This window comes from Cytobacillus sp. MT66 (assembly GCF_058792595.1).
Genome location: NZ_JBXAFB010000008.1, coordinates 146,150 through 169,113, shown reverse-complemented (window position 1 = coordinate 169,113; position 22,964 = coordinate 146,150). Strand labels below are relative to the sequence as shown.

At 34.3% G+C, this 22,964-nt stretch carries 23 protein-coding genes; 9 read left to right on the top strand and 14 right to left on the bottom strand.

Annotated features, from left to right (window positions below; translation table 11 throughout):
* Positions 1–2: 2 nt before the first annotated feature.
* The gene (locus AC1Q59_RS15815) at positions 3–218 is read right to left on the bottom strand and encodes a hypothetical protein (protein ID WP_492366814.1); all 216 of its coding nucleotides are present in this window, start codon (positions 216–218) and stop codon (positions 3–5) included.
* A 355-nt stretch (positions 219–573) separates the two neighbouring features.
* On the opposite strand from AC1Q59_RS15815, the gene AC1Q59_RS15810 reads away from it, so the two are divergent.
* The 8 genes from AC1Q59_RS15810 to AC1Q59_RS15775 all read left to right on the top strand — a co-directional run bounded on the left by AC1Q59_RS15810 (position 574) and on the right by AC1Q59_RS15775 (position 6,271).
* A complete protein-coding gene (locus AC1Q59_RS15810; RefSeq protein WP_492366813.1) occupies positions 574–1,566 on the top strand; it encodes a Rad52/Rad22 family DNA repair protein in 993 nt (330 codons plus the stop codon).
* Positions 1,567–1,675: 109 nt separating this feature from the next.
* Positions 1,676–2,536, top strand: a complete 861-nt coding sequence (gene dnaN / locus AC1Q59_RS15805; protein ID WP_492366812.1) for a DNA polymerase III subunit beta — start codon at positions 1,676–1,678, stop codon at positions 2,534–2,536.
* Positions 2,496–2,774 (top strand): hypothetical protein, encoded by a 279-nt coding sequence (locus AC1Q59_RS15800; RefSeq protein ID WP_492366811.1) that lies wholly within the window; start codon positions 2,496–2,498, stop codon positions 2,772–2,774. Before dnaN ends, AC1Q59_RS15800 begins: the two co-directional genes overlap by 41 nt.
* Positions 2,775–2,833: 59 nt before the next feature.
* Entirely contained in the window at positions 2,834–3,160 is a 327-nt protein-coding gene (locus AC1Q59_RS15795; RefSeq protein ID WP_492366810.1) for a hypothetical protein, read from the top strand.
* Between the two features lie 10 nt (positions 3,161–3,170).
* The gene (locus AC1Q59_RS15790) at positions 3,171–3,695 is read left to right on the top strand and encodes a hypothetical protein (RefSeq protein ID WP_492366809.1); all 525 of its coding nucleotides are present in this window, start codon (positions 3,171–3,173) and stop codon (positions 3,693–3,695) included.
* Positions 3,679–4,389 (top strand): hypothetical protein, encoded by a 711-nt coding sequence (locus AC1Q59_RS15785; protein WP_492366808.1) that lies wholly within the window; start codon positions 3,679–3,681, stop codon positions 4,387–4,389. The genes AC1Q59_RS15790 and AC1Q59_RS15785 overlap by 17 nt, the downstream gene beginning before the upstream one ends.
* A 29-nt stretch (positions 4,390–4,418) precedes the next feature.
* Positions 4,419–5,390 (top strand): cell envelope integrity TolA family protein, encoded by a 972-nt coding sequence (locus AC1Q59_RS15780; RefSeq protein ID WP_492366807.1) that lies wholly within the window; start codon positions 4,419–4,421, stop codon positions 5,388–5,390.
* Positions 5,390–6,271, top strand: coding sequence for a ubiquitin-activating E1 family protein (locus AC1Q59_RS15775; protein ID WP_492366806.1), 882 nt, complete (start codon positions 5,390–5,392; stop codon positions 6,269–6,271). The genes AC1Q59_RS15780 and AC1Q59_RS15775 overlap by 1 nt, the downstream gene beginning before the upstream one ends.
* 254 nt (positions 6,272–6,525) lie before the next feature.
* Here the strand turns inward: AC1Q59_RS15775 and AC1Q59_RS15770 are convergent, their stop codons facing one another.
* The 6 genes from AC1Q59_RS15770 to AC1Q59_RS15745 form a co-directional block, all read right to left on the bottom strand.
* Positions 6,526–7,518 carry an ABC transporter ATP-binding protein gene (locus AC1Q59_RS15770; RefSeq protein WP_492366805.1) on the bottom strand — a complete coding sequence of 331 codons (993 nt, stop codon included), beginning with the start codon at positions 7,516–7,518 and terminating at the stop codon, positions 6,526–6,528.
* Positions 7,493–8,545 carry an ABC transporter ATP-binding protein gene (locus AC1Q59_RS15765; protein ID WP_492366804.1) on the bottom strand — a complete coding sequence of 351 codons (1,053 nt, stop codon included), beginning with the start codon at positions 8,543–8,545 and terminating at the stop codon, positions 7,493–7,495. The genes AC1Q59_RS15770 and AC1Q59_RS15765 overlap by 26 nt, the downstream gene beginning before the upstream one ends.
* A 29-nt stretch (positions 8,546–8,574) precedes the next feature.
* On the bottom strand, positions 8,575–9,495 hold the full coding sequence (locus tag AC1Q59_RS15760; protein WP_492366803.1) for an ABC transporter permease: 921 nt from the start codon (positions 9,493–9,495) through the stop codon (positions 8,575–8,577).
* Between the two features lie 11 nt (positions 9,496–9,506).
* Positions 9,507–10,400, bottom strand: coding sequence for a nickel transporter permease (nikC, locus tag AC1Q59_RS15755; RefSeq protein WP_492366802.1), 894 nt, complete (start codon positions 10,398–10,400; stop codon positions 9,507–9,509).
* Positions 10,401–10,592: 192 nt separating this feature from the next.
* Positions 10,593–12,206, bottom strand: coding sequence for a glutathione ABC transporter substrate-binding protein (locus tag AC1Q59_RS15750; protein WP_492366801.1), 1,614 nt, complete (start codon positions 12,204–12,206; stop codon positions 10,593–10,595).
* Positions 12,207–12,222: 16 nt separating this feature from the next.
* Entirely contained in the window at positions 12,223–13,407 is a 1,185-nt protein-coding gene (locus AC1Q59_RS15745; RefSeq protein WP_492366800.1) for a M24 family metallopeptidase, read from the bottom strand.
* A gap of 207 nt (positions 13,408–13,614) precedes the next feature.
* Here AC1Q59_RS15745 and AC1Q59_RS15740 point away from each other — a divergent pair, with 207 nt between their 5' ends.
* Positions 13,615–14,520 (top strand): LysR substrate-binding domain-containing protein, encoded by a 906-nt coding sequence (locus AC1Q59_RS15740; RefSeq protein ID WP_492366883.1) that lies wholly within the window; start codon positions 13,615–13,617, stop codon positions 14,518–14,520.
* A 94-nt stretch (positions 14,521–14,614) separates the two neighbouring features.
* On the opposite strand, the gene AC1Q59_RS15735 is transcribed toward AC1Q59_RS15740, so the two are convergent.
* From AC1Q59_RS15735 to AC1Q59_RS15705, 7 genes are all read right to left on the bottom strand, one after another.
* Positions 14,615–15,475 (bottom strand): hypothetical protein, encoded by an 861-nt coding sequence (locus tag AC1Q59_RS15735; RefSeq protein WP_492366799.1) that lies wholly within the window; start codon positions 15,473–15,475, stop codon positions 14,615–14,617.
* 12 nt (positions 15,476–15,487) lie between these two features.
* A complete protein-coding gene (locus AC1Q59_RS15730) occupies positions 15,488–16,210 on the bottom strand; it encodes a hypothetical protein (RefSeq protein ID WP_492366798.1) in 723 nt (240 codons plus the stop codon).
* Complete coding sequence (locus tag AC1Q59_RS15725; protein ID WP_492366797.1) at positions 16,200–16,796, bottom strand: hypothetical protein; 597 nt, start codon at positions 16,794–16,796, stop codon at positions 16,200–16,202. The genes AC1Q59_RS15730 and AC1Q59_RS15725 overlap by 11 nt, the downstream gene beginning before the upstream one ends.
* Before the next feature lie 101 nt (positions 16,797–16,897).
* On the bottom strand, positions 16,898–17,782 hold the full coding sequence (locus AC1Q59_RS15720) for a site-specific integrase (RefSeq protein ID WP_492366796.1): 885 nt from the start codon (positions 17,780–17,782) through the stop codon (positions 16,898–16,900).
* 467 nt (positions 17,783–18,249) lie between these two features.
* Positions 18,250–19,320 carry a hypothetical protein gene (locus AC1Q59_RS15715; protein ID WP_492366795.1) on the bottom strand — a complete coding sequence of 357 codons (1,071 nt, stop codon included), beginning with the start codon at positions 19,318–19,320 and terminating at the stop codon, positions 18,250–18,252.
* Between the two features lie 952 nt (positions 19,321–20,272).
* Entirely contained in the window at positions 20,273–21,199 is a 927-nt protein-coding gene (locus AC1Q59_RS15710) for a hypothetical protein (protein WP_492366794.1), read from the bottom strand.
* Positions 21,200–21,604: 405 nt separating this feature from the next.
* Positions 21,605–22,963 (bottom strand): FtsZ/tubulin family protein, encoded by a 1,359-nt coding sequence (locus AC1Q59_RS15705; protein WP_492366793.1) that lies wholly within the window; start codon positions 22,961–22,963, stop codon positions 21,605–21,607.
* Position 22,964 lies beyond the last annotated feature (1 nt).

The following is a 22,964-nucleotide window of genomic DNA, read 5'->3' as shown; positions in this document are numbered from 1 at the left end:
AATCACAACCCCTTTATTTGCTTCTTTAGGTACAGATTAATACGGTCACGAAATGTCTTAGAAAAAGGAGCCCACCCGTTAATGACACTTTCTACATATCCCGGTGAATAACCGATTTCTTGCGCAAATTGATACTGCCGAATTCCCAACTTTCGTATTAAGAGCACAACCCGATCCGCATCATTTTCTATTTGTATATCTGATAATTTTGTGATCAAATTCTTTTCTCCTTTCAAAAAAATAAAAAAGCCCATACCTATCCATAAAAAAATGGACTGAGTATGAGCAGTGCTTGCTTTAAATATGAGATTATAAATATATGTTCACTATACCATAGTAATCCCATTAATGAGAAGATTTTCTTCCATTTACAAATAACTTCAGCTATACTTTAAGTAGATTATTCTTTTTTTATTTTAGGCGACACATCGTGTCTGCGGTGATAACAAAAATAAGCCTTTGGGCTGTTTGAGAAACATAGTGATATACTATGCCGACCAAACATGCTCAAAGGCTTTTTTGCGTTTTCTTGACTAAGAATAATCAAAAAAACTTTGAGAAAGGGTGCTAAGAGTGACGAATACAAATTGTAGCGTCAGTAGTAAAGAACTATTGGAGGATTTAGCTGTTCCCTTTGCTCCAAAAGATATTGAATGGAGAGTCCAAAGTGCAGCAAGAGGACAGAATGGGACACGCCTATTAGTTTTACCTTACATTGAATCACGAGCTGTAATGGCCCGACTTGATGAAGTCTGCGGTGCGTTCTGGCAATCAGATTTTGAAAAAATTCTCGTTGGAAACAAAGAGGCTTTTCAATGCCGCCTATCGATCAAAATTGGTGATGAGTGGATTACGAGAACTGATGCAGCCGAAATTAGTGATTTTGAAAGTGTTAAAGGTGGACATTCAAATGCCTTAAAGCGGGCAGGAGTTCAATGGGGAATCGGAAGATATTTGTATGACCTTCCCTCTTTTTGGGTTGAATTGAAGCAACAAGGAGAGCATAGGGTTTTTGGAAATTTTAAAATATCCGGTCAACAACAGCAATTAAAAGGATATTTTGACACCCCTCCTCTACCTAGTTGGGCATTGCCAGCTGAGTATCAGAAACAAAAACCGCAAAACGTTGATAAACAGACTGGCCAGGGAAAACAACAAAAACATCAAAAGCCTAGTCAGCAACAAGGACAACCAACCCAAGAGCCTAATCAGGCGGAACAGCAAAAAAGTGCTCTACAGTATGTTAAAGGAATATTACAAGCACTTCACGTTCCGATTAATTATGTTCCAGAGTTATTAAAAAGAGCGAGCGGGTCAACGGTTCCTTTAGAAAAAGCAAAAGTTGAGGATTTGAAAAAATTGTATTATGTCCTGGAGCCTGTACACAAGTATGTTTCCGAATGTAGGAATTACGGTATGGGTGAGAGAGAAATGACCTATTATTCTCAAATCACCTTGAAAATTAAAATAGAGAGCATTCAGTATCTTTATTTCAGGATGACGAGTGAGATTTGTGAAGAAACACTTAAGCTTGTACGCGAAGATTATGGGAAACGTGCGGTTTAAGTAGAGTGAACACGATGAAATCAGTAGATTTTATTCTTACTGTTTTTATCGTGTTTTTTAATTACTAAACAATCAGCTATTTCTAATAGCCATGAGAGGAGAAAAAATTATGAAATTTTTATTATCAAGCGAAATAGTACAAGAGGCTATGGCCAAAATTGATAGAGTTTTAAAAGCAAAAAGCTCAATACCTATATTGTCAGGGGTATTATTCGAAGCTAAAGAGAATTGTATTTTACTAACTGCTAGCGATGGAACCGAAAGCATTATTCATCGCATCCCTGTTGAAGATGGCGCAGCCATTATAGAAAAAGAAGGGGCTTCGGTTTTTTCTAAAGATTGTCTTGACGTTGTAAAGAAACTAAAGGGATTAATCAGCTTTGAAACAGAGGGACATCTTTTAAACATTACTCAGGAAAAAACAAAACTTGAATTTTCTACAATGGATCCAACAGAGTACCCAAAGATTGCTATGGAACAAGGCTCTCAGCCAATCACATTCTCTGGGAAAGAATTTGGTGAAATAGTCAGTAAAACAGCATTTGCTGTAGCCACATCTGAGGTTCGACCGATTTTACAAGGCGTGAATATGACTTTTAGTGAGAATGGAAATGTATTCTCTTCCACAGATAGTCATCGTTTAGCCCAAGTAAAATCCGGATCGTTTCTAGGAGATATTAACATTACTGTACCTGCTAAAACGTTAGTTAATGCAGTAAAATCTTTTGACTTATCAAGTGATGTTATATTGTTTCCTTCGGATGTTAATGTCGCTTTTGCCAACCGAAATACCATCTTTTACTCTCGGTTACTAGAAGGTGCGTATCCGGACACGTCGCGATTAATTCCTCAAGAGTTTGATTCCAATTTAGTCTTAAATAAAAAAGAATTTCAGGAATCATTAGAACTCTTAATGCTCATGACAAAAAATGATGTTTGTAAGGCTAAAGGTAGATGGATTATTCGTTGAAATTATAGCGGTAGAGGACCTGTCCAAGGGCTCACGTCAGATTGCCTTCGAATCCTATGATGGAGATGAAAACTTTGTAATAAGTTTTTCAGCAAAGTTTGTGTCGGAAGCTCTTAAAACCATGGAATCAACTAGCATATCCATTGGATTTAACGGGAACATGAGACCATTTGTTATTAGACCTGTCGAAGAAAATCCGTCTGAATTACAACTTGTGCTGCCGGTCCGTATGGTTTAGTAACAATAATTAAAATGATGAGCGTGATTTGGTTTTCACGTTTCACTGAGGAGAGAAATATGAATTTTGACTTTGAGTATTTTAATAAACAAATTGAGTCACAGAAAATGGAGATTGTGAACAAACATCATTCCACAAATTATATTCTTATGGTGTTAATCAATTGTTTACCCATCCACCAAATTAACTTTGAAGCATTCGATGAAGATGATGTGATAGATATCTATACTTTATTAGATGAGTCTATAACAAATGAAAATACGGATGGAGAGATCTCTTTAGATCCTAACCATCCATACACTCGCATGATTGCGCTGAGAAGTAAAATTTTCGAAATGGAGAATATAGAAAAATTTAGACCACCTTCTCCATTCTCTTTTTTGTGAGGTGTTTTTCATGGAGACAATGGATGATGTATATGCATGCAAAGAGATATTAAACAACATTCTTCTTCTAAAGGTAGCTCATAGAGCGGGAGTTGATATGAATGTCTTTCATAGCTATATACCTAATGAATTTTATGGTTTTGACCTATCATGGGGTTTATTTGCAACAGCAATTACTAATCTTTTTGAACAAAGCGATTTTATTGCCCCCTATGATGATGATGACGAGGTAATAGAAATAAAGAATTATTGGTTAAAGCTAGCAAACCAAGAGAGTCAAGATGAATATAAAGGCCTAGTTGTTATTCTAGATGATCGTATTCCCCTATTCGAAGATTCCTATATCGGTGGATATACAATAAGCGACTGGTATACAGGATATGCTGAAATCCACTCGATTGAAAAAGGGATTGTCATCGAATATGACGAGGAAGACGGTGCTATAGACTGGACCGACGTCTTTGCTTTTTTAGTCCAGGTTCTTCAACAAGGGAATAGAAACAAGGAGGATTTAACGAATGAAGTGGCAGTTTGAAATTTCGGATTGTCCAGAGAATAGCGTCTATCCAGTTGTTGCTTATTCAATTAATGACAGTGGTGTTAGACGGGGCCCGTATTATTTAAGTACTGAGAGCTTAAAACAAGCCTTAGACAAGGAGCCCGAAAATTTACTGGATGCAGACGATATTTGGAGTAATGAGAATAGTACACCTCCTCTACCTTTCGGAACGATACGCTATTCAGCAAATGGATCCAAATCAAGGGAACGTGTAACGATAGAGATCCCACAAAAACAATGGGAAATTCGCTATGGGGATAAAGAACATGATTACTTTAGTATTGGTTTCCCAAGAATGATTGTTCAATATCTTGTTGCGAATAACTCAGATAAAAAAGTGATTAAGGAAATGCGAATCTATGCGGTGTTAAATAATAATCAACCTATTACAGATGATACAGACATTTATGTTTTTCCTTATCCGAATGTAGGAAAATCAAATGGAATTGTCTGCTGGGGGCAAAATGAACGACTAGAATTAAGCTCGCTTATTGAATTGGAAAGAGCTTTCAGATGGTTTGTTGCTGCTCCATTTAATGAAGATCATGGTGTGAGAACAACATTGGGTATTGGCCGATTTCAAAAATTAATTGAGGTTATCAAAGACCAACCCTTTAATGATGATTGGCTAATGCCATTAAATAAAAAGTACAGTGAGTTATTTAATTAAAATAAATAAACTTTTTAGGAGAGGTAATTATGACTAACAATATTCAAACGGATATTTTCTCTATGTTCGGATTAATTGATGAGAAGGAAGACAAGAGAAAGTTAGAGGAAGCAGAACGAAAGAAGAAAGCAGAAGAGGAACGCAAAACGAAAATGGAAGAAATTCGTCAAAAAGCTAATGAAGCTAATTCAAAAAAGGCAGAGAAGAATGATGGAAAAAAGACGGAGCCCGAAAAATTTGATGTAAATGAAGAAACAGTTATCCGTTATTATGGAGAATCTTTTGAAATTACATCTTATTTTACTCCAGAGGAAATCGTAGAAGGTTTACTCATCAAGAAAAGAGATGGGGAGACTGAACGTAAGCCATTAGAGCCAGAAATGCTGCGAAAACGAATGGAAAAGGATTTTCCCGAGCTTGTAAAAGACCATACAGAAATGGTTTTCCTAAAAGCCAAAAACATCATTGTTCCAACAATGAAGGCAAAGAAAAAAGGAAATTGTATGGAGGCGTCATCAATAGATGACGCTTTTCCATTTCCTAAAATTCCTTTTAATATTTTAAAAGATTTTATTTCTGTTGCTCGATTATATGGAGAGTTTTATTTGGAGGTCCATGCGGATCTCTATTATCATTTTAAACAGGAAAAATTCTTATTAGACTTCCCTAAACAGACAGTTAATTCATATTGGGCAGAAGTTATTGAGGACTCACAAAATATTGCTGAGAAATTTGTAGATGCTGCTAAGATTTTAGAAATTCACTCGCATCATTTCATGTCCCCTTACCCATCTGAACAGGATAACAATTCAGAACGGGTTCCGGGGATGTATTATGCAATAGTGGGTAGAGTTAATGAATTCTTTCCTCAACTCTTTTTAAGAAAGTTTATTTCTGAGGAAAAAGGTCACCTGAAGTTACCAATAGAACATGCTTTTGAATACCCATTCTTGGAATTGCCAAATAACTTTGATACTAATGTAATCGAGGTGGGTTTCTAATGACAATTAGTATATTAACTGCAGGTAAACAAGATTGGTATGACTATGAGCGAATTTTCCCGTTTATTTGCCAAATAGGCACGGGTGGGACAGGAGGCTATCTAGTCCAACATATTGGGCAACTTCTAGGAACATCAGGGATATCTTCGGCATATGTAATTGCAGATCCTGACGTGATAGAGGAGAAAAATTTAGGAAATCAATTGTTTTTACCACAAGAAGTTGGATTAAAAAAAGCTGATGTACTTGCAAGTCGTTATTCGGCTGCATATGGGCTTGATATAGGTGTTTATAGCGATTCATATATAGAATCTATCGATCACTTAAAGAGCTTGTTCTCGACCGAATATATGAGTTCTGGAGTGGATATGCATAGAACTCTCTTACTTCCCATTCTTATAGGTTCTGTTGATAATAATTTTACTCGTCGTATTATGCATGAGCTTTTTTCTAATATGAAAACATGCATATATATTGATGCCGGAAATGAAAATATTCAGGTTCCTTCAGACTGGAGAACTAGACCTAAAAATGAATGGAATGAAAAAGAGATTGAGGCTTATAAGAATAGTGGATGGAGCGGCCAAGTGGTAACGGGAGTAAATTTAAACTTGTTTAAACAAGCTCCGGTTGCAGAGGTATTTCCAGATATATTAACAGATGAAGATGGATTAAGACCAAGTGAGTTATCATGTACTGAATTAGCTGCATCTGAACCACAAAGATTAATTGTAAACAAATTTGCGGCTTTAGCCATAACAAATATCCTTACAGAAATTATCGAAGAAATGACCGTCAGTACACATATCACCTTTTTCCATGCAAAAAAAGGATATATGCGAAGTGTACCTTCTAATGATAAAAGTTGCGATTTAGAATGAGAATGTTTTTAAAAAAGAAAGGGATAGCTTTATGGTTGCATAAATCTATCCCTTTTTGTTTCAATTCTTTTAAAGAAGGTATTTAATACCAGTTATTATCCGTTGATTATTTATTTAAATTAACTTAATTATTAAATATTAAGAGAATTCAATATTTAATAACGTCCCTTAACATTAATACTAAAAACTATTAGAACCAGTAGTTTCATGTTAACAAATTGAGGATGGACTTAAATAATATTCCTCTAAAATTCTTAAAGATTATTAATTTCTTCCATGTGATGACAAGCTGCTTTGTGTCCATCTTTTATATAATTTGAACTTCTTAACTCAGGCTCCTCTTTTTTACACAAATCTGTGGAAAAAGGGCAACGCGTATGGAAACGGCAACCTTGCGGTGGATCAATTGGTGAAGGAATGTCTCCTTCCAATATAACTTGTTCCTCTCTTTTTTTAGGATTAGGTATTGGAATAGCAGAGAGTAATGTTTTGGTATATGGATGTTGAGGATTATCGAATAATGATTTCTTACTTCCTATTTCCATAATTTTACCCAGATACATGACTATAATATTATCTGATATATGTCGAACTACACCAAGATCGTGAGAAATAAATAAAAAGGTTAGTTGATAATTAGACTGAAGTCTCTTCAATAGATTCAGAATCTGAGCTTGAATAGATACGTCCAAAGCAGATACAGCTTCATCACATACAATTAATTCTGGGTTAACAGACAAAGCCCTGGCAATTCCAATTCTTTGACGTTGTCCTCCACTAAACTGATGGGGATATCGATCAATTTGATCGGGGCTTAGCCCTACTATTTCCATTAATTCTTTAACTTTGGTTTCTCTATCTTGTTTGAACCCAATATTTTGGATAGCTAAAGCCTCTTCAAGAATTTGTCCAACAGTATAACGAGGGTTCAAAGAAGCAAAGGGGTCCTGAAATATAATCTGCAAACTTTTTCTTTTTCTGCGCATTTCGCTTTTACTTAATTGGCACAAGTTTTCGCCGTTAAATACAACTTCGCCAGAAGTCGGATCATCAAGACGCAAAATAGCTCGTCCAGTCGTTGATTTCCCACATCCAGATTCTCCTACTATACTAACGGTCTCCCCTTTATTAATATGAAAGCTTATATCATCTACTGCCTTAACATAGTTTATAGTTTTTCCAAAAATACCACTTTTTATAGGAAAGTATTTTTTCAGGTTCTTAACCTCTAGAAGCGGTTGTACCATATTTTACTCTCACCTCCGGATCTCCATCCCATTCCTTGTTATATATCCAGCATCTTACTTCGCCTTGATGATCTGAATCTATTCTATTGGGTTTCTCTAATTTTGGGAGGCGTTCCCTACAAATATTACTAGCATACTGACACCTTGGGGCAAACGTACAACCGACTGGCCTATTGAATGGATCGGGTACCATACCTGGGATTACCTCTAAATCCCCATCAATATCTATATCATGGCGTGGAAGAGAATTTAATAATCCAACAGTATATGGGTGCTTAGGTGATTCATATAATGATTCCACATCTGCCCTTTCCACTATCTTTCCAGCATACATTACTGCAACTTCGTCACATATCTCAGCAACAACACCTAGGTCATGAGTGATAAGTAGTATTCCCATATTGAATTGCCTTTGCAAATTTTTCATCAATTTTAAAATTTGGGCCTGAATAGTTACATCTAAGGCAGTGGTTGGTTCATCAGCAATTAGTATTTCTGGTCTGCAAGCGAGTGCCATAGCGATCATTACTCGCTGACGCATTCCACCGGATAATTCAAAGGGATATTGTTTTGCTCGTTTCTCAGGAGAAGGAATCCCAACTAATTTTAGCATTTCAATAGTCTGTTTCCATGCCTCTTTCTTATTTACTTTCTCGTGGATTTGATAAGCTTCAGCAATCTGATCCCCTACCGTAAAGACAGGGTTTAAGGATGTCATTGGCTCCTGAAAAATCATTGAAACTTTTTTACCTCTAATAGAATCCATTTCAGATTTACTTTTTTTTAATAAATCTTCACCATTAAAAATTACTTTACCACCGATAATTTTACCTGGATATTGAAGCAATTGCATAATAGAGAACGATGTAATACTTTTACCTGACCCTGATTCCCCAACCAATCCTAGCGTCCTGTTACCACGAATACATAGATCTATGCCATCAACAGCTTTTACTTCACCATCCGGTGTTAAAAATGAAGTCTGTAGGTTTTGTATTTCCAAGAATGCATGTTGTATTTGTCTCATTGTACATCCCCTTTCTAAATCTGAATTAATTAATCTAGTTGAATCCTCTTATTAATAATTCGATATAATATATCTACTGCAAGGTTAACTAATACAAAGCAAAGGGCCATTATAATAATTGTGCCTTGTACGACGGGGAAATCTCGGGCATTAATTGCATCTACTATCAAGCGTCCCATGCCATTTATACTAAATACAGTTTCTGTTAAGATGGCCCCACCTAAAAAATGCCCAAATTGTAAACCTATTACAGTTACAACAGAAATTAATGCATTTCGAAGTGCATGTTTATAAATAACCCAAGGTTCCTTTACTCCTTTGGCTCTAGCGGTTCGAATATAATCTTGGTGTAGAGTATCCAACATGCTGGATCTTGTCATCCGTGCAATTATGGCTACACCTGCAGTCCCCATAGTTATTGCTGGCATTATAATCTGCTGCCATGATCCCCATCCAGAGGTCGGTAATATTCCTAATTTAATAGAGAAAAAATACATAAGCAAGAGACCAAGCCAGAAGTTAGGTATAGACATTCCAAATATAGAAAAGAACATCATTCCAGTATCAGCATATGAGCGTTGTTTTGTGGCTGCGATAATTCCCGAAAGAATACCAAAAATAATACTCACTACGATACTCCATATAGCTAGCTGTATTGTAATCCAAAAACGTGGTGCTATTATTTCCATTACTGGCTGGCCAGTTCGTATTGACTCACCAAGTTCTAAAGAAACCAAGTTTTTTAGAAAAGTAGCATATTGGACAGGTAATGATTCATTTAACCCTAATTTTTCTCTCATTTGTTCAACCTGAACAGGGTCTGCAGATTCGCCTGCTAACACTAATGCAGGGTCACCGGGGACAATATGCAGGGTTAAAAAGGCTATTAATGTTACCCCAAAAATAACGGGTATGATTTGAATTAACCGTCTAATTATGTATATGTGCATAATATCCCCCTCTAATTTCCTTTATTTCGTGGATCTAAGATATCTCGTAGTCCATCTCCAAATAGGTTAAACCCTAACACAAAGAGCATAATAGCAATACCAGGAAAAATGGTTAAGTGTGGAGAATCCCACATATAATCGCGCCCGTCACTGAGCATAGCCCCCCATTCAGGTGTCGGTGGTTGTGCTCCTAACCCTATAAACGAAAGTCCTGCTGCATTTAAAATAGATGATGCTACTTGTAATGTTGCTAATACAATTACGGGTGAAGTAATATTCGGCAATATGTGCTGAAATATAATTTTTCTGTCTCTAGCACCAAGGGCACGTATGGCTTCTACATATTCTAATTTTCGGGCTTCGAGTGTAGACCCACGAACAATCCTTGCAAATACTGGAACATTGTAAATAACTAAAGCTATAATGACATTATTTAAGCTTGGACCCAATGCACTGACGATAGCCAATGCTAGTAATATGCCTGGGAATGCAAGCAATATATCTGCTATACGCATAATAATAGTATCTACTAAATTTCCATAATAACCTGCTAAAATACCAAAAAAGATACCGATAATTGCTCCGATCCCAACAGACACTACACCAACATATATGGTTAATTTTGCTCCCGCAAGAATTCGACTAAATATATCCCTACCGTTGTTGTCGGTTCCAAACCAATGTTCACTGGAGGGAACTGCAAAGCGATTTAACATATTTATTTCGGTTGGACTGTGTGGCATTATTAATGGTGCAATAAAGGCAATAATAAAAAAGAATAAAATAATACTTCCTCCAAACAAGGATGACTTATTGTTTAGTAGTTTGTTTGAGAAGGTTTTCCATTTACTTTTTTTGGGTACCTGGATAATATCCGTAGTCTTCGTTTCAATCGCAGAGCTCAATGTTTTCACCCTTTCTCTATTATTAAAATAAAGTCCCCCTTAAAGGGAGACTTTGCTTTGCTCATATCTTGATATGTTCGTGTCGTATGATCCACAGACAAAGACTTTAAATTAAAATATAGGATTCTTGTTGGAGAGAGTTTAAATTAATTTACAACTCTTTATTTATTCAAATTTACTTTATATAATTTTTTAATAACTATTAGTCCCGCTATTGCCAATTAAATATGCCTTGTGAAGAGAGTGATGTTCGGATACATATTGTTCAAATCCATTTACAAGGTCAGAAACACCTAAAATATAGTTAGGATTTGCTAAGTCAATTCTAGGAACTTCATCCATTAAAATTTCTTGTACTTCTTGATAATATTCCTTACGAATTTCTGTATCACTTTCTTGGCGAGCTTGGACTAAAAGTTCGTCAACCCTCTCATTAGTATAGAAATATCGATTACCAGCTGCACCGTGTTGAACCGAATGAAATTGACGATATAGGGAGTCATCTGGATCTCCTAAGTTATTGGACCAACCTAGAACAAACATATCATGCTTTCCCTCTCCTGTTTGAATCAAATGAGTATTCCATTCTGATTGTTGAATTTTCACCTTTAATCCAATACTAGATAGCTGCTCTTGGAAATACTCTGCAGTTTGAAGGGAAATTGGATCCTTATCATCAGTCCATATCGTTATGGTGGATTCTGGAAATCCCGCTTCTTCTAATAATTTTTTTGCTCTATCAGGGTCATATGGCCATTGCTTAAGATTCTTATTAAAGCCGAAAATATAGTCATTAATTGGACCTAAAGCAACATCAGCATACCCTTGATAAACCCCCTGAACTAAAGGTTCAATGTCGACCGCCATTGCAATTGCCTGGCGAACACGTTTATCATCAAATGGTTCTTTTTGAGTATTAAAGCCCACGAAATTCGATCTCATACTAGGCGAGGCAACTAAATGTGCACCCTCCATTTGTTCGACACGCTTGGCATTGACAGGTTCTATAATATCTGCAATATGAACCTCTCCAGTCTCAAGCATGGCTAATCTCGTAGATTGCTCAGGAACAATCTTATAGGTTATAGAATCTAATTTAGCCGGTTCCCCCCAGTAGTCTGGATTCTTAACTAATACAACCTCATTTCCCTGGTCCCATTTTTCAAATTTAAAAGGACCTGTTCCAACAGGGTTTGTTGCAATATCAGTTTTTCCCTCATAATCCTCTTTAATAGATTTTGGACTAACCATTCCACCACCAAAATGGGTAAATTTGTTTGGTAATGATTGAAATGGTATTTTTGTAATAAAATGAACAGTATATTCATCAACAACAATTACTTTTTCTATCATATTAAATTGACTTGCCATTGGAGACGCTACTTCAGGGTCTAAAACACGGTCAATATTCGCTTTTACAGCTTCAGCATTAAATTTCTCTCCGTCATGAAATAAAATATCTTTTCTTATTTTAAATTGCCATGTATTATTATCTATTTGTTCATAACTTTCGGCAAGATGTGGGTGCAATTCCATTTTTTCGTCCGCCTTTACTAATGTTTCATACATATGAAGTTTGACTGTTCCGGATATTCTTGCACTTGCACCATGTGGATCAAGATCAGAAACATCACTTGATAGTGCCATAATCAGGTTGCCGCCTTCTACAGGTTCATTGGATTCACTAGGTTCATTGGATTTGTTATTATCTGTTGATGTACTTGTATCTTTACTGCTACATCCACTTATTATTAAACATAAAACTAATATTATAGAAAATAAAATGGGTTTTTTTACTAGAATCATTATCGTTTGCCCCTTTCTATATTATTATCATTGATTCTAGGTCCCTAGGATAATAGGTTAGTTTCTCCATACCTTTTTCCGTGACCAAAATAGTATCAGAATGTCGGAATCCACCAAGTCCTTTCACAAAAATAGCAGGTTCAACACTAAACACCATTCCTGGCTGTAATATTGTATGATCACCAGAATCTAAAAACGGACCTTCATGCGTATGGATCAACCCAATACCATGTCCAGTATGGTGAACTGATAAGTGGTCAATTCCTTGTTCTTTTAAGTAGTTTTGAACAGCTTTATCTACTTCTGATGCAGGTATTCCTGGCTTTATTGTCCTGAAAGCGGTTTCTTGTGCCTCAATCATATAATTAAAATATCGTTCTTGTTCTTTATTTAATTCCTGAATAAACATCGTACGTTCAAGTTCACTGATATATCCCCAGACATGAGCGGAGGCTTGGGACACAACGTTAAATCCTTTCTTTAGAACTGCATTTTGAGTTTGCGAATGCGGAAATGCAGAGTGGGGGCCAATTTGGCCTCTATAAAACGCATGTGCCGGCTTACCGTGCGGTCTGTATTTAGGCCCCAATGTTTCTACCATTGCCATAGTTGCTTCCGCCGTTGCTCTTGTTTCTATTTCGATTTCACTTACTCCGGGCTTGGAATACTTAACTAATAAACTGTGAGCTAAATTACCCCATCGGCAAGACTCCTTAATTAACTCAATCTCCGCTGGTGATTTAACAAATCGTTGTTCCTCAATCCAACCTTTAACTGTGCGGAACTCCTTAGCATCTAAGAATTCACTGATTTTCGGGCCACGGTAGCCTTTAGGCGAACTATAACCCTCCGAATCGAGCCCTACAACTTTACCCTTAAAGCCCGCACCTTCAAGTATTTCTTTTAAATATTCCATTGGGTGTTTAATTCCAGGATACTCTGGGTATGAATGAACGGTGTCTACATAGGAATATTCTTCAGCATGAGTTTTCTCCAATAGTGGGACGAAGAGTCGAGTATTATTATTTGAATCGATTAGAAGAGCAATTGGCCTTTCGGATGGACGGAAGTTAAAACCTGTTAAATAAAAAATATCAGTTACACTAAATACTATTGCAGCCTCTATTTGGTTTTCATGTAACCTATTAATAAAGCTTTGCTGTCTACCCATTATTTCTTCTTTGTCAATATCGAAGCGCATTATAGTCACTCCTGTTAAATTTTAATCTCCGCAATATCCTAATGTATTTTTTTGTCCTTTCATCAAGCAAACCTTAGCTACTCCCCCCCCTTTTTTAATTAATTTTCCAAATTATAATAAAATTCTATCACTTATTTTGTCATAGGTATAATATATTATTATTATCAATTAATATTTATTAAGTATTAAGGAAGGGATGTGTTTTTAATAGAACTACGTCATATAAAATATTTTATAGCAGTTGCAGAGGAACGTCATTTTGGCAGGGCAGCAAACGTGCTCAATATTTCACAACCCCCTTTAAGTCAGCAAATAAAACAACTGGAAACGGAATTAGGCGTTATTTTATTTCATCGAACAAAACGTAGTGTTGAATTAACAGAAGCTGGGGAAGTTTTCTTAGAAAGTGCATACGGGTTAATGGAATATATAGATAATGCATGTAAAGAAGCACAGAAAGTACATAATGGTGAAATTGGTGATCTAATATTAGGATTTGGAGGTTCAGTTACTTTTGATCTATTGCCACTCATTGTAAAAACATGTAACAACCATTTACCCAAAATTAACTTAAAGCTAATGCAGCTTACAACATCAGAACAAATTAAAGAATTGGAGGACGGAAAGATTCATGTTGGAATACTTGTAACACCTATCGAAAGCACTGTACTTAACACGATTCAATTAAGAGAAGAAGGATTTGTTGTCTGTTTACCAAGCAATCATAAATTAGCTAAAATGAAGGGACCTATTGATGTGAGGGATTTAGCTAATGAGAAATTCATTATGCCTTTTAAGCAATCTGGTGAAAGTTATTATAATGCTGTTAATAAAATTTTCCATGATGCAGGGTTTTCACCACAGGTTATCCAAACGGCACAGGAACAACACACAATGGTTTCACTAGTTGCAGCCGGTTTGGGGATTGTAATTGTTCCTGAATCTGCAAAATCTATAAAACTTGATGGGATTGAATATATACCAACTAATAATCCTTATAAAAAAGTTACCTCAATAGCATGGCATAAAGATAATAAAAAGCCTGCTGTAACCGCCTTTATAAATTTAATGAAGGAGTTAATAATACCTAAGTTTAATACTTGTAATAAATAATAATTTAGAGGTAGCGTCAGGAAAACCCATTTCCTAGCGCTACCCAACCAAGAACGAATTTTCACCTCTTCCTTATACTTGTTTTAGCCTCATATTATGCAATTGTATTCGTTGGTACAACCACTTCTAATTCACGAACATGGTAAATTCGTATTTGCAGTATTGATCGAATGGAATCGGGAATTTGTTGGATACATTTTTCAAGAATTTCATATTTTTCATTTTCCATGATTGTCTCTGATATAGAGAATTCTAATATATATATAGAATTGTTATTCTGTGGAATGGTAGATAAATGTAGCGACCCTACCCAAGCGTTCTCTTGTACGGAAGACCACATATACAAATCCCAAATTTCATGTTCATTTGAGATAAATTGAGCCTGCATGAATACCTGCGGTGATACAAAATGAAGATCAAAAGGATTACCTAAAAACATTGTTGATGAACTAACTTCTTCCCCATTACCCTTGTATCTACTGTCCTCAATAAAGGCTTTGTATACTCCAAAATAAGCTATATCCCTTCTCATTTGTCTTACAATATCAAACACTCCATCTACTTCTTGCACCATTTTTATTCCAAATTCATGGCCTATGTCTGTCCTTGACCAGTCTATATCCGAATCCTTAAAAATTTCATTTATAAAGACTGGTAATTCATTTCTAACGATTCCTTTTGCTAAATTCCAGGTATGTGCTGCTAAAGTAGTTTCTTTATCTTCTAATAAACTTTTCATAATAAAGTACCCTTGAAAATATTGGCTTCTTACTACATCTTCGAGCTTGTTTTCAATAAAATCTATTTGTTTTGGTTTTTTAGTAAATGTAAGTAACTTTTTTCCGTAAAAGTGTAACAAGTCATTTAATTCTTTTTGTAATTCTTCATTGGTTTCAAAGCTGTTTTTTAAATGATTCCATACCTGTTCATATAATAAATTCGTTGCTGTCATCATAGTTCCCCCTGATTAATTGTTGTTGAATTTCTCCTCAATATTTGGAGTGATTGTATAAGGTGGAGCGGGGCTATCATCCAAAAGCTTCCAAACATCATTTTCAATTTTCAAAGTTGTAACATAAAAGATATTTTCTTTATTTGATAATTCATATTTACGATAAAACATCGCTTCCCCTACTCTTTCTTGGAAATCAAGATTAGTAATTGAATAGGAATTAATTGGCGAAGATAATTGATCGGTAAATAGTTTCTGTAAAGTCTTAAATGCTTCAATTTGATTATCCCTATCTTTCGGCAACATATTTAAATAATTTTCGTGAAGGTGAGGATTAATTTTATTAAGAAATTCCTCTGGCTTCATTTCCCCTTTGTGATAAGCAAAAAACAAATAGCTAATGTACTGTGCCAACTCTTCAGGTTGTTTAAAAGAAGATTGTTCGTTCGGTACCTTAATGTCTAATTCTTTCCGTAAATCTAAATCGTTTTTAAATAGGGCTTCTTCTGCTGTATTCTTAGGAAGTACGGACAATATTTTTTTCTGTTCATCTGATAGTTCTTGTTCTTCTGGCCTTTGAACTTCTTCTTGATTCTTTTCTATAATTTTTGCGTTTTCTTTTTCCGTTTCATCAATTCTTTGCTGAATTTTCGATGGCATGCACGCTGTCAAAGAGAAAAGAAGAAATAATGAAGCAACAAAAAGAGTTGCTTTTACATATTTTTTATTAATACGCATATGTTGAGCGCTCCTCTTCCCAGTCAATAATCTTCTGTTTAATAATTTCTTTTTCCTTTTGAGGTAATAAATAACTTAATTCAATAAATTCTTCAATCGGTCGATTGGATTGTACAGCACGTAGTAGGATAGGGCTAAAAGGTGTTAGTTGAATAGTGTTCCCAACAATTAAGGTAGAATCAAATTGTTCATTAAATAGGATAGAGAGGGTTCTTTGCTGCTCCCTCCCTAATGAAGTTTTAATTGCTACTCCATTAAAAGTCTTTTTGGCAAAAAGGCCAACCCACATTAAGTACATATTTAGCCTTAACTTTCGTGGATCAATTCCTTGTACCTGGTTCTCCCCAATCCATTCTTTTAGTATTCGTTCAAGCATTATGGATGATTTTATATAGCCGTTTAACGTAATAGGATCAAAAGAAACATATTCAATTAATTTAAAACGATGGAGATAATCCCAAAATACATTTAATTTTCTTCTTTCCAATTTAAAATGCAATCGTCTTCCCTGTTCGTCTTTTTGAATCTCCCATTCGGCTAATAATATAGCAACTATCATGTCTTCTAATGGCTTTATCTCTTTCATTCCTTTCCCTCCCTATAAAAAAAGCACCACACAGAAAGCAAAGTATTTCTTTGCTTAAATCCGTGGGGTGCTCCCTTGTATATCTATTAAATTGTATTTCGTTATTGAGGTCTTACCTCATTATAGTCCACATGTTTTACGCGTTCAAGAGATTCTTTAACTAACTTAGCGGCTGCCGCTAATGGAATACCTAAAACTTCGGAAATTTGTTCAACATGGAGATTTTCTTTTGTATACATATAGTGAACGTATGCAATGCGAATCATGTCATTATGAAGGGGAAAATCCAAATTATATTCCTCTATAATACTGTTTAAATAGGTCTTAGCTGAATATATTGAAAACTGTTTGAATTCACCTTGTATCTTTGAGGATAGCATATAAGAAACATTCCTGAATAGACTTTCGTTTATGCAATCTAGAATAGATCCTACCTCTAATTCAGTAAAAATTTCTTTTTGAACCAATCCATATGGTTTGGGGTATTCTAATGTTATGCTGCTACCATTATCAATCAAATGTTTCATTTGAACTTCACGAATGTCCCTCATTCTCCACCCCTTTAAATAGAATATAAATAACACTTTTGCCTTAGAGTGGATGTTTGGGTTCTTTAAGACATCATTATAAATTGATTTTAAATGAACGTAATCAATATTAATGGACGATTTCTCTATTTGAAAATCTAATTTGATTTTAGTAGTAAAATCAAAAGCTATTTTATCTGTTGTCCATAAATAGTCAAAAAACTGTTTTAATAAACTTAAATCTTTACGTAATGTACTGTCCTTTATCCCCTGCTTTTTACGTTCCTTTAAAAAACTTTTAATATCAGAGGGTTTAATGTCATAAGGTTCAACTTGCTTTTTATATACTGTGTTCACGTAGTTAAGGAAATGTTCAATTAACTGAATTTCTGCATGTAATGTTCTTTGGCTAATCCCTTTGCTAATTCGAAATTTTTTATATCCAAAAGGCACTATCATCAAATCTCCTTTACTTTAAATAATTGTAACACATTAATTACTACTTATTAAAAAGGAGCATTTTATGTATAAGATCAAAATAAAGTAATAAAAAAATATACATTACCATTTAGAAATAGAAATTAATAATTATATAGAGAGGATATTAATAGTATTCGCCCCCTTAGAGCCCCAACCCTTCCAGTGTTTACTAAGATTTTACTTTTCCATTTTCAATATAATTCCAAGGTTATAAATCCATTTTTATAAAAATAAACAGACCGAAAAAAATTATAAACAAGACGAATTCGATTATTTTAGATATCCACAACACAAAATCAATCCCAATATATAGTAAATTTATAAAATCTAAATAAAAACAAAGAAACCGATGCTTATCCAGAAGCATCGGTTTGGAAATTTTCATAAGTATTAAGTTAAGGGAATGCCAAAAAACCCTTGGCGCGATTAAAATTTTTTACTAAGGGTTATCGGCTGCCTAAAAATGAAGGTAATGGTGTTTGGTTGGTAATGGCCGCCTTATTTAATTCAGTTTTCATATCAAAGTCTAAGCCTCGATAATGTTCCTTTAAATAACCTCGACATACTTTTCTCCAAAAAGCACCAATATTTTTAATTGGCTCCGCATTAACTCGAGTTACAAATACATTAGCTGTTTGCGTAATTGTGTCAAGAAGAATCCCCTTTAAGGTACGCTCTCCGTTTGGGAGATTAATCAATGGGTAAAATGGGTCTAATCCATCTTTTAGTAAACTAAGAAACATATCTTTTAAATCCTTTGATGTAAAAGATATTGGCAAACGAGATACTAAGGATTGGATTTCTTTACGTAGTGCAGCTCCTAATCTCATTTTATGTGGATCGTGAACCACTTGCCCGTAGCATTCGTCAACTAATTCAAATGACCACAATTTTTCTTTTTTTCTCTTCCCGCTTTGGTCTTTAATAAGAATAACGATACTAATTCGTTGTATCCAATCTAAAATGTTTCGTGAGTTCTTTTTCATTTTTCCCATTAAGGTAATTGCTTTTCTTGAAATGGACTTTTTGTTTTTTCTACTATTTTCACGGGATAAGGAGTTAAATAGATCCAATAACCCAATAAGACCTTTAACATCCCTTGAACGAATAAAGTCCTTCAATATTCCAGAGGTTAATAAGTAATTTGGAATAATAAAATAGTTTAGTTTTTCTCCTTTTTCTGGGGAATTATAAGTTTCATATTGATTTAAAATGTAGTATTCTCTTCCTTCAATAATTGTGCTATAAAAAAAGCCATCCTTCATTAAACGGTGAAAACCTTTATGTATGGAACTGTATGGTAAGTTATTTTCCTGGGTTATGTGCTTTAAGCAAAAATTTGAAGCGTCAATTCTTCCAAAATCATCACAATAAAAATGCATAAGGAGGTAGCATGACAGTGATGCAGCAGATATCCCCGATTTGCGGGAACAACAAATATATTCGTGTGCAAAAAGTCTAACAACTTCTAATTCGTTTTGAAAAAATTTCACACCATGGATTTTCTTCTTAGTCATTGCTTTCACCCCTCTTTTCCAGGTCTTTTTTCATCTTAGAGACTTTGGTTTATTTATATTAATAAATATCCCTATGTAAAACATTACGATGGGTATATTGTAAGTTTTAACCCGAAACAAGCAGCTAAGGTATGCTCTATTCGCGTGTATTAGAAAAAAACTCTCTTATATATTTTAATAGCTATTAAGTCTTAATTTTATTTGCCCCAGTAAATAGGTTTTGCTATAATAAAAATAATCTCTGTTAAGATACCATTTTTGGCGTATCTTAATAAACCTGGTCAATACCAATTTTTAAAAATGGTATTGTACAAGTTTAGAGAGATTTAGTTTTAGGTTTTACTGGTTTAGATTCATTCTGTTGGCGCAGAATTGAATCATGAAAAGGAATAAGGAAAATTAATGGATTTTTTGATCGATTGGCGTCGATCATATAGGAGACTTGAACAACAAGTCTTTTTTCTTTTTCAAATAAAATAAAATAAAAAAGATTGCATTGTCTATAGGTTAATCATTGTCCTGTAAAAATGTATACAGGAATAAACGATTACCCTCGTTTACTCATTATAGGCACTTAGTCATATAATGGGCAAACGACGATATCGTTTAATAGAGTGGTCAGTTTTTATGTTAGCAAAATCTCACTTTTTTAGCAATTAAATTTTAAATTTTCTAGTTGATAACCTTGGAATCCCATGATAAAATTATATAAAATAATATAATTTTATATACTTACTTTACTAAGATTGCTTTTGCAATTAGGTAGTCAAGTGAGTGGTCAGTAAAAACCCATAATCAATAGATTATGGGTTTTTACTTTTTGGAAATAAATAACTTCTGACAATAAAAAACCCTCTAAAGGTTAAGAGGGTTATAATTTTATTTAATTAATTGAACAGCGATATAAGAAAGAGTATTAATAACAGCTAAACCCATTAGAACTAAACCCACCTTATTTATGTGTTTCAACGTAATCATTGATAACTCTCCTTTCTCTTTCTTCCTCCTGGATTCCAACTACATTTGGAATTTCTCCTGTCGGATTAGATATGCTAGATTCTAATAATTTAAGTTCGTTTTCAATATCACTTAATGACTTTAATAGTTCTGGCTTTTCTTTTTCAAGGTCCTCTTTTTGTTTTAGAAAATACTGATGACGTTTTTGTAATTCTTCAATTTGTTTTTTATATTCTTCGTTATCCGCATTATTTAAGTCTGGTTTCGGCTGTGAACCAAATATTTTTTGCCAAAATGACTTTGGTTCTTTGGCTTGTACAGAATTAATTTTATTTATATTTCTAAATAGACCTGAGCTTAATTCAATGCTTTCAATGACACCAACTATTAATTTCATATTATCTTCCCAGGTTTTTAGCCTTTGTTGTATATGCATTCGTTTAGACTCAATCCTAATTTTTTGCATTTTACTTTCGAATACATTTGACATTGCAACTGCCATTTCTTTCCGTAGTTCAGATTTTATTATGGTTTTTAAATCCTCTGTATTAGAAAGAGTATTTCTAGTGGATTCCTTTTTAATCGGCCGATCTGAATAGTAATAATCTGACCTAGTTCCAATTAATGTCGCTATATCAGAAGGTGAATAACCGTTTTCGCTTAGTAACAAAATCATTTTAAACTGGAACAAGGATATCTGGTCGTATCTGTAAGAGCCTCTTGCTCCTTTTCTAAAGATTGTAATATAGTCCGAAAAATCTTCTCGATTTAAAAAGTTTATTAGTGTTTGTTCCTTACCGGATATTGATAATATTTCCGCAGCTTGTTTTGTTGAATAAGTTTCTCCCCAGTTAAAAGCTTTGAAGTAATGATCTTCAGGGTCAAAAAGTTCCTCTATTAATCCTAGTTGTTTTAATTTCAAATACAAGGGATCGTCATGAAATTTTTCTTGAAGAGCACTAATTTTATCATGGACTTCCAGAGAAACCCACCCCTTTCAAAAAATATGGGAATCACAAGATTCCTTTATCTTATCTTAACCTCAAAAAAATGATAATGGCAAGGATTTCAGTGGCTTTATTTAAAATTATTTGAGATTATTTAAATTTAAATTATTAATAATTAAAATTTATTTTAAATTTATTATTAATTATTACCAATAAATATTTATTAATAATTATTTAAAAATAAATCAAAATAAAACCCCTGGCTCCTGTGAGCTAGGGGCAGTTATTTAGAAATGCCAATACAAATGGTTTATTTGAAATTATTTGAGATTATTTTAAAAGCAATACTGAAATTATTTAAGGTTATTTAAAATAATTAATTAAAAATCGATGTCATCTAAGTCATTTTCTGATACTAGGGACGCTATTTTTTGCTTTTTCGGCTCATTATCGTAATCATCATCTAGATCATCTAAACGGAGCATTCCACGTCTTTTTTTCATTGTACTGCTGGAGGAGAAGAAGTCGTCAAACTCGTCAAGGCCGAGATTTTCAGAGGCGCGTAACTTTTTCTCCTCCTGTTCTTTTTCAATTCGTTCCCATTCTTTTAATTCTTCTCTCAACTCGGAAATACGAGTAGGAGGGGTACTTGAAACGGCTAAACCATAAAGTGTTAACTGGTTAATAGCAGTATTTGAAGAAATTGATAGATTCACTTTTGAGTTTAATAAGTTTGATGCATATCTATATACGTCGTCGGCTATTTTAGGTGAAATATTTTTATTCGATGGATAAATAACAGCAATAGCACCTGAAAGGACATTATCAACGCTATTTTCGGCTAATACCTCACTCTTTGTATATAAATTTGTAATTAATTCCTCAAGGTTATCATCTGTCTGAACATTGGTTAATTTAGATAATGATAACCAACCTGCAGTAGAGATAGTCCCTAAGTATTCTGTCTTATCAAAAACTGAACGTCCTTGTAAGAGGGGGATTGAAGCAATTTCAACTGTTAATGAAGAAACGATCATATTACTGTAAGACTTTGCATCAATTTCAGTACCACCGTATGTTTTTAATGGACTTTCTGCATAGTAATCATTCATTTTTTCATTATCGATTACCAAAACAGAACCCAATTTATTTTCGTTTATCATGTTTTGAAGTAGGTTAATCCCAGCTAAAGCATTTTTTCTAAATGAAGAACCTCTTTCATCTTTAGCCGGTAATGAGCATATAACTCCCAACGGAATTTTTCCATTAGGCAATTCTTTATTTGAGCGTACTTTTGACAAGAAGGTTAATGCAATTTTTAAAGCTCCATTACCAGTCCCGCCACCTAATGAAACACACACCCATACAAAATCAGCTGTTTGTACATCTGCTGACAGAGCTAATTTTTTATAGATGTTCTGATTTTCCTTAGCAATTTCAAAACCAAGTTGAGCGTTCTTATCCGTTCCTTCTAATTCAGGATACAGCTCACTTTTAGTAATAATTCGCTTATCATCTGGGATTAGCTTTTTATGCTCGCCTAAATCCGATTCCGAAGAATTGATTAAATAAGTAGGGAAACCAAATCTTGATAGTTCAGCAGCCATTCGACCTCCACCTTGGCCCAATCCTATAACAGTCATTGTAGGATAACGATCCAAAGTATTTTTAATTTCATCGGACGCCATATGTTCCGATAATACGGCTTTGGTTGCACCAATTTTTTCTAAAGAAATCATA

Bases quoted from the DNA above. Each gene is read 5' to 3' on its own strand.
- AC1Q59_RS15785 (WP_492366808.1), top strand. From the start codon at position 3,679: ATGAAGTGGCAGTTTGAAATTTCGGATTGTCCAGAGAATAGCGTCTAT.
- AC1Q59_RS15730 (WP_492366798.1), bottom strand. From the start codon at position 16,210: ATGCGTATTAATAAAAAATATGTAAAAGCAACTCTTTTTGTTGCTTCA.
- AC1Q59_RS15795 (WP_492366810.1), top strand. From the start codon at position 2,834: ATGAATTTTGACTTTGAGTATTTTAATAAACAAATTGAGTCACAGAAA.
- AC1Q59_RS15800 (WP_492366811.1), top strand. From the start codon at position 2,496: ATGATGTTTGTAAGGCTAAAGGTAGATGGATTATTCGTTGAAATTATA.
- AC1Q59_RS15780 (WP_492366807.1), top strand. From the start codon at position 4,419: ATGACTAACAATATTCAAACGGATATTTTCTCTATGTTCGGATTAATT.
- AC1Q59_RS15735 (WP_492366799.1), bottom strand. From the start codon at position 15,475: ATGATGACAGCAACGAATTTATTATATGAACAGGTATGGAATCATTTA.
- AC1Q59_RS15775 (WP_492366806.1), top strand. From the start codon at position 5,390: ATGACAATTAGTATATTAACTGCAGGTAAACAAGATTGGTATGACTAT.
- AC1Q59_RS15725 (WP_492366797.1), bottom strand. From the start codon at position 16,796: ATGAAAGAGATAAAGCCATTAGAAGACATGATAGTTGCTATATTATTA.
- AC1Q59_RS15705 (WP_492366793.1), bottom strand. From the start codon at position 22,963: ATGATTTCTTTAGAAAAAATTGGTGCAACCAAAGCCGTATTATCGGAA.
- AC1Q59_RS15745 (WP_492366800.1), bottom strand. From the start codon at position 13,407: ATGCGCTTCGATATTGACAAAGAAGAAATAATGGGTAGACAGCAAAGC.
- AC1Q59_RS15720 (WP_492366796.1), bottom strand. From the start codon at position 17,782: ATGATAGTGCCTTTTGGATATAAAAAATTTCGAATTAGCAAAGGGATT.
- AC1Q59_RS15790 (WP_492366809.1), top strand. From the start codon at position 3,171: ATGGAGACAATGGATGATGTATATGCATGCAAAGAGATATTAAACAAC.
- AC1Q59_RS15715 (WP_492366795.1), bottom strand. From the start codon at position 19,320: ATGACTAAGAAGAAAATCCATGGTGTGAAATTTTTTCAAAACGAATTA.
- dnaN (WP_492366812.1), top strand. From the start codon at position 1,676: ATGAAATTTTTATTATCAAGCGAAATAGTACAAGAGGCTATGGCCAAA.
- AC1Q59_RS15770 (WP_492366805.1), bottom strand. From the start codon at position 7,518: ATGGTACAACCGCTTCTAGAGGTTAAGAACCTGAAAAAATACTTTCCT.
- AC1Q59_RS15750 (WP_492366801.1), bottom strand. From the start codon at position 12,206: ATGATTCTAGTAAAAAAACCCATTTTATTTTCTATAATATTAGTTTTA.
- AC1Q59_RS15765 (WP_492366804.1), bottom strand. From the start codon at position 8,545: ATGAGACAAATACAACATGCATTCTTGGAAATACAAAACCTACAGACT.
- AC1Q59_RS15760 (WP_492366803.1), bottom strand. From the start codon at position 9,495: ATGCACATATACATAATTAGACGGTTAATTCAAATCATACCCGTTATT.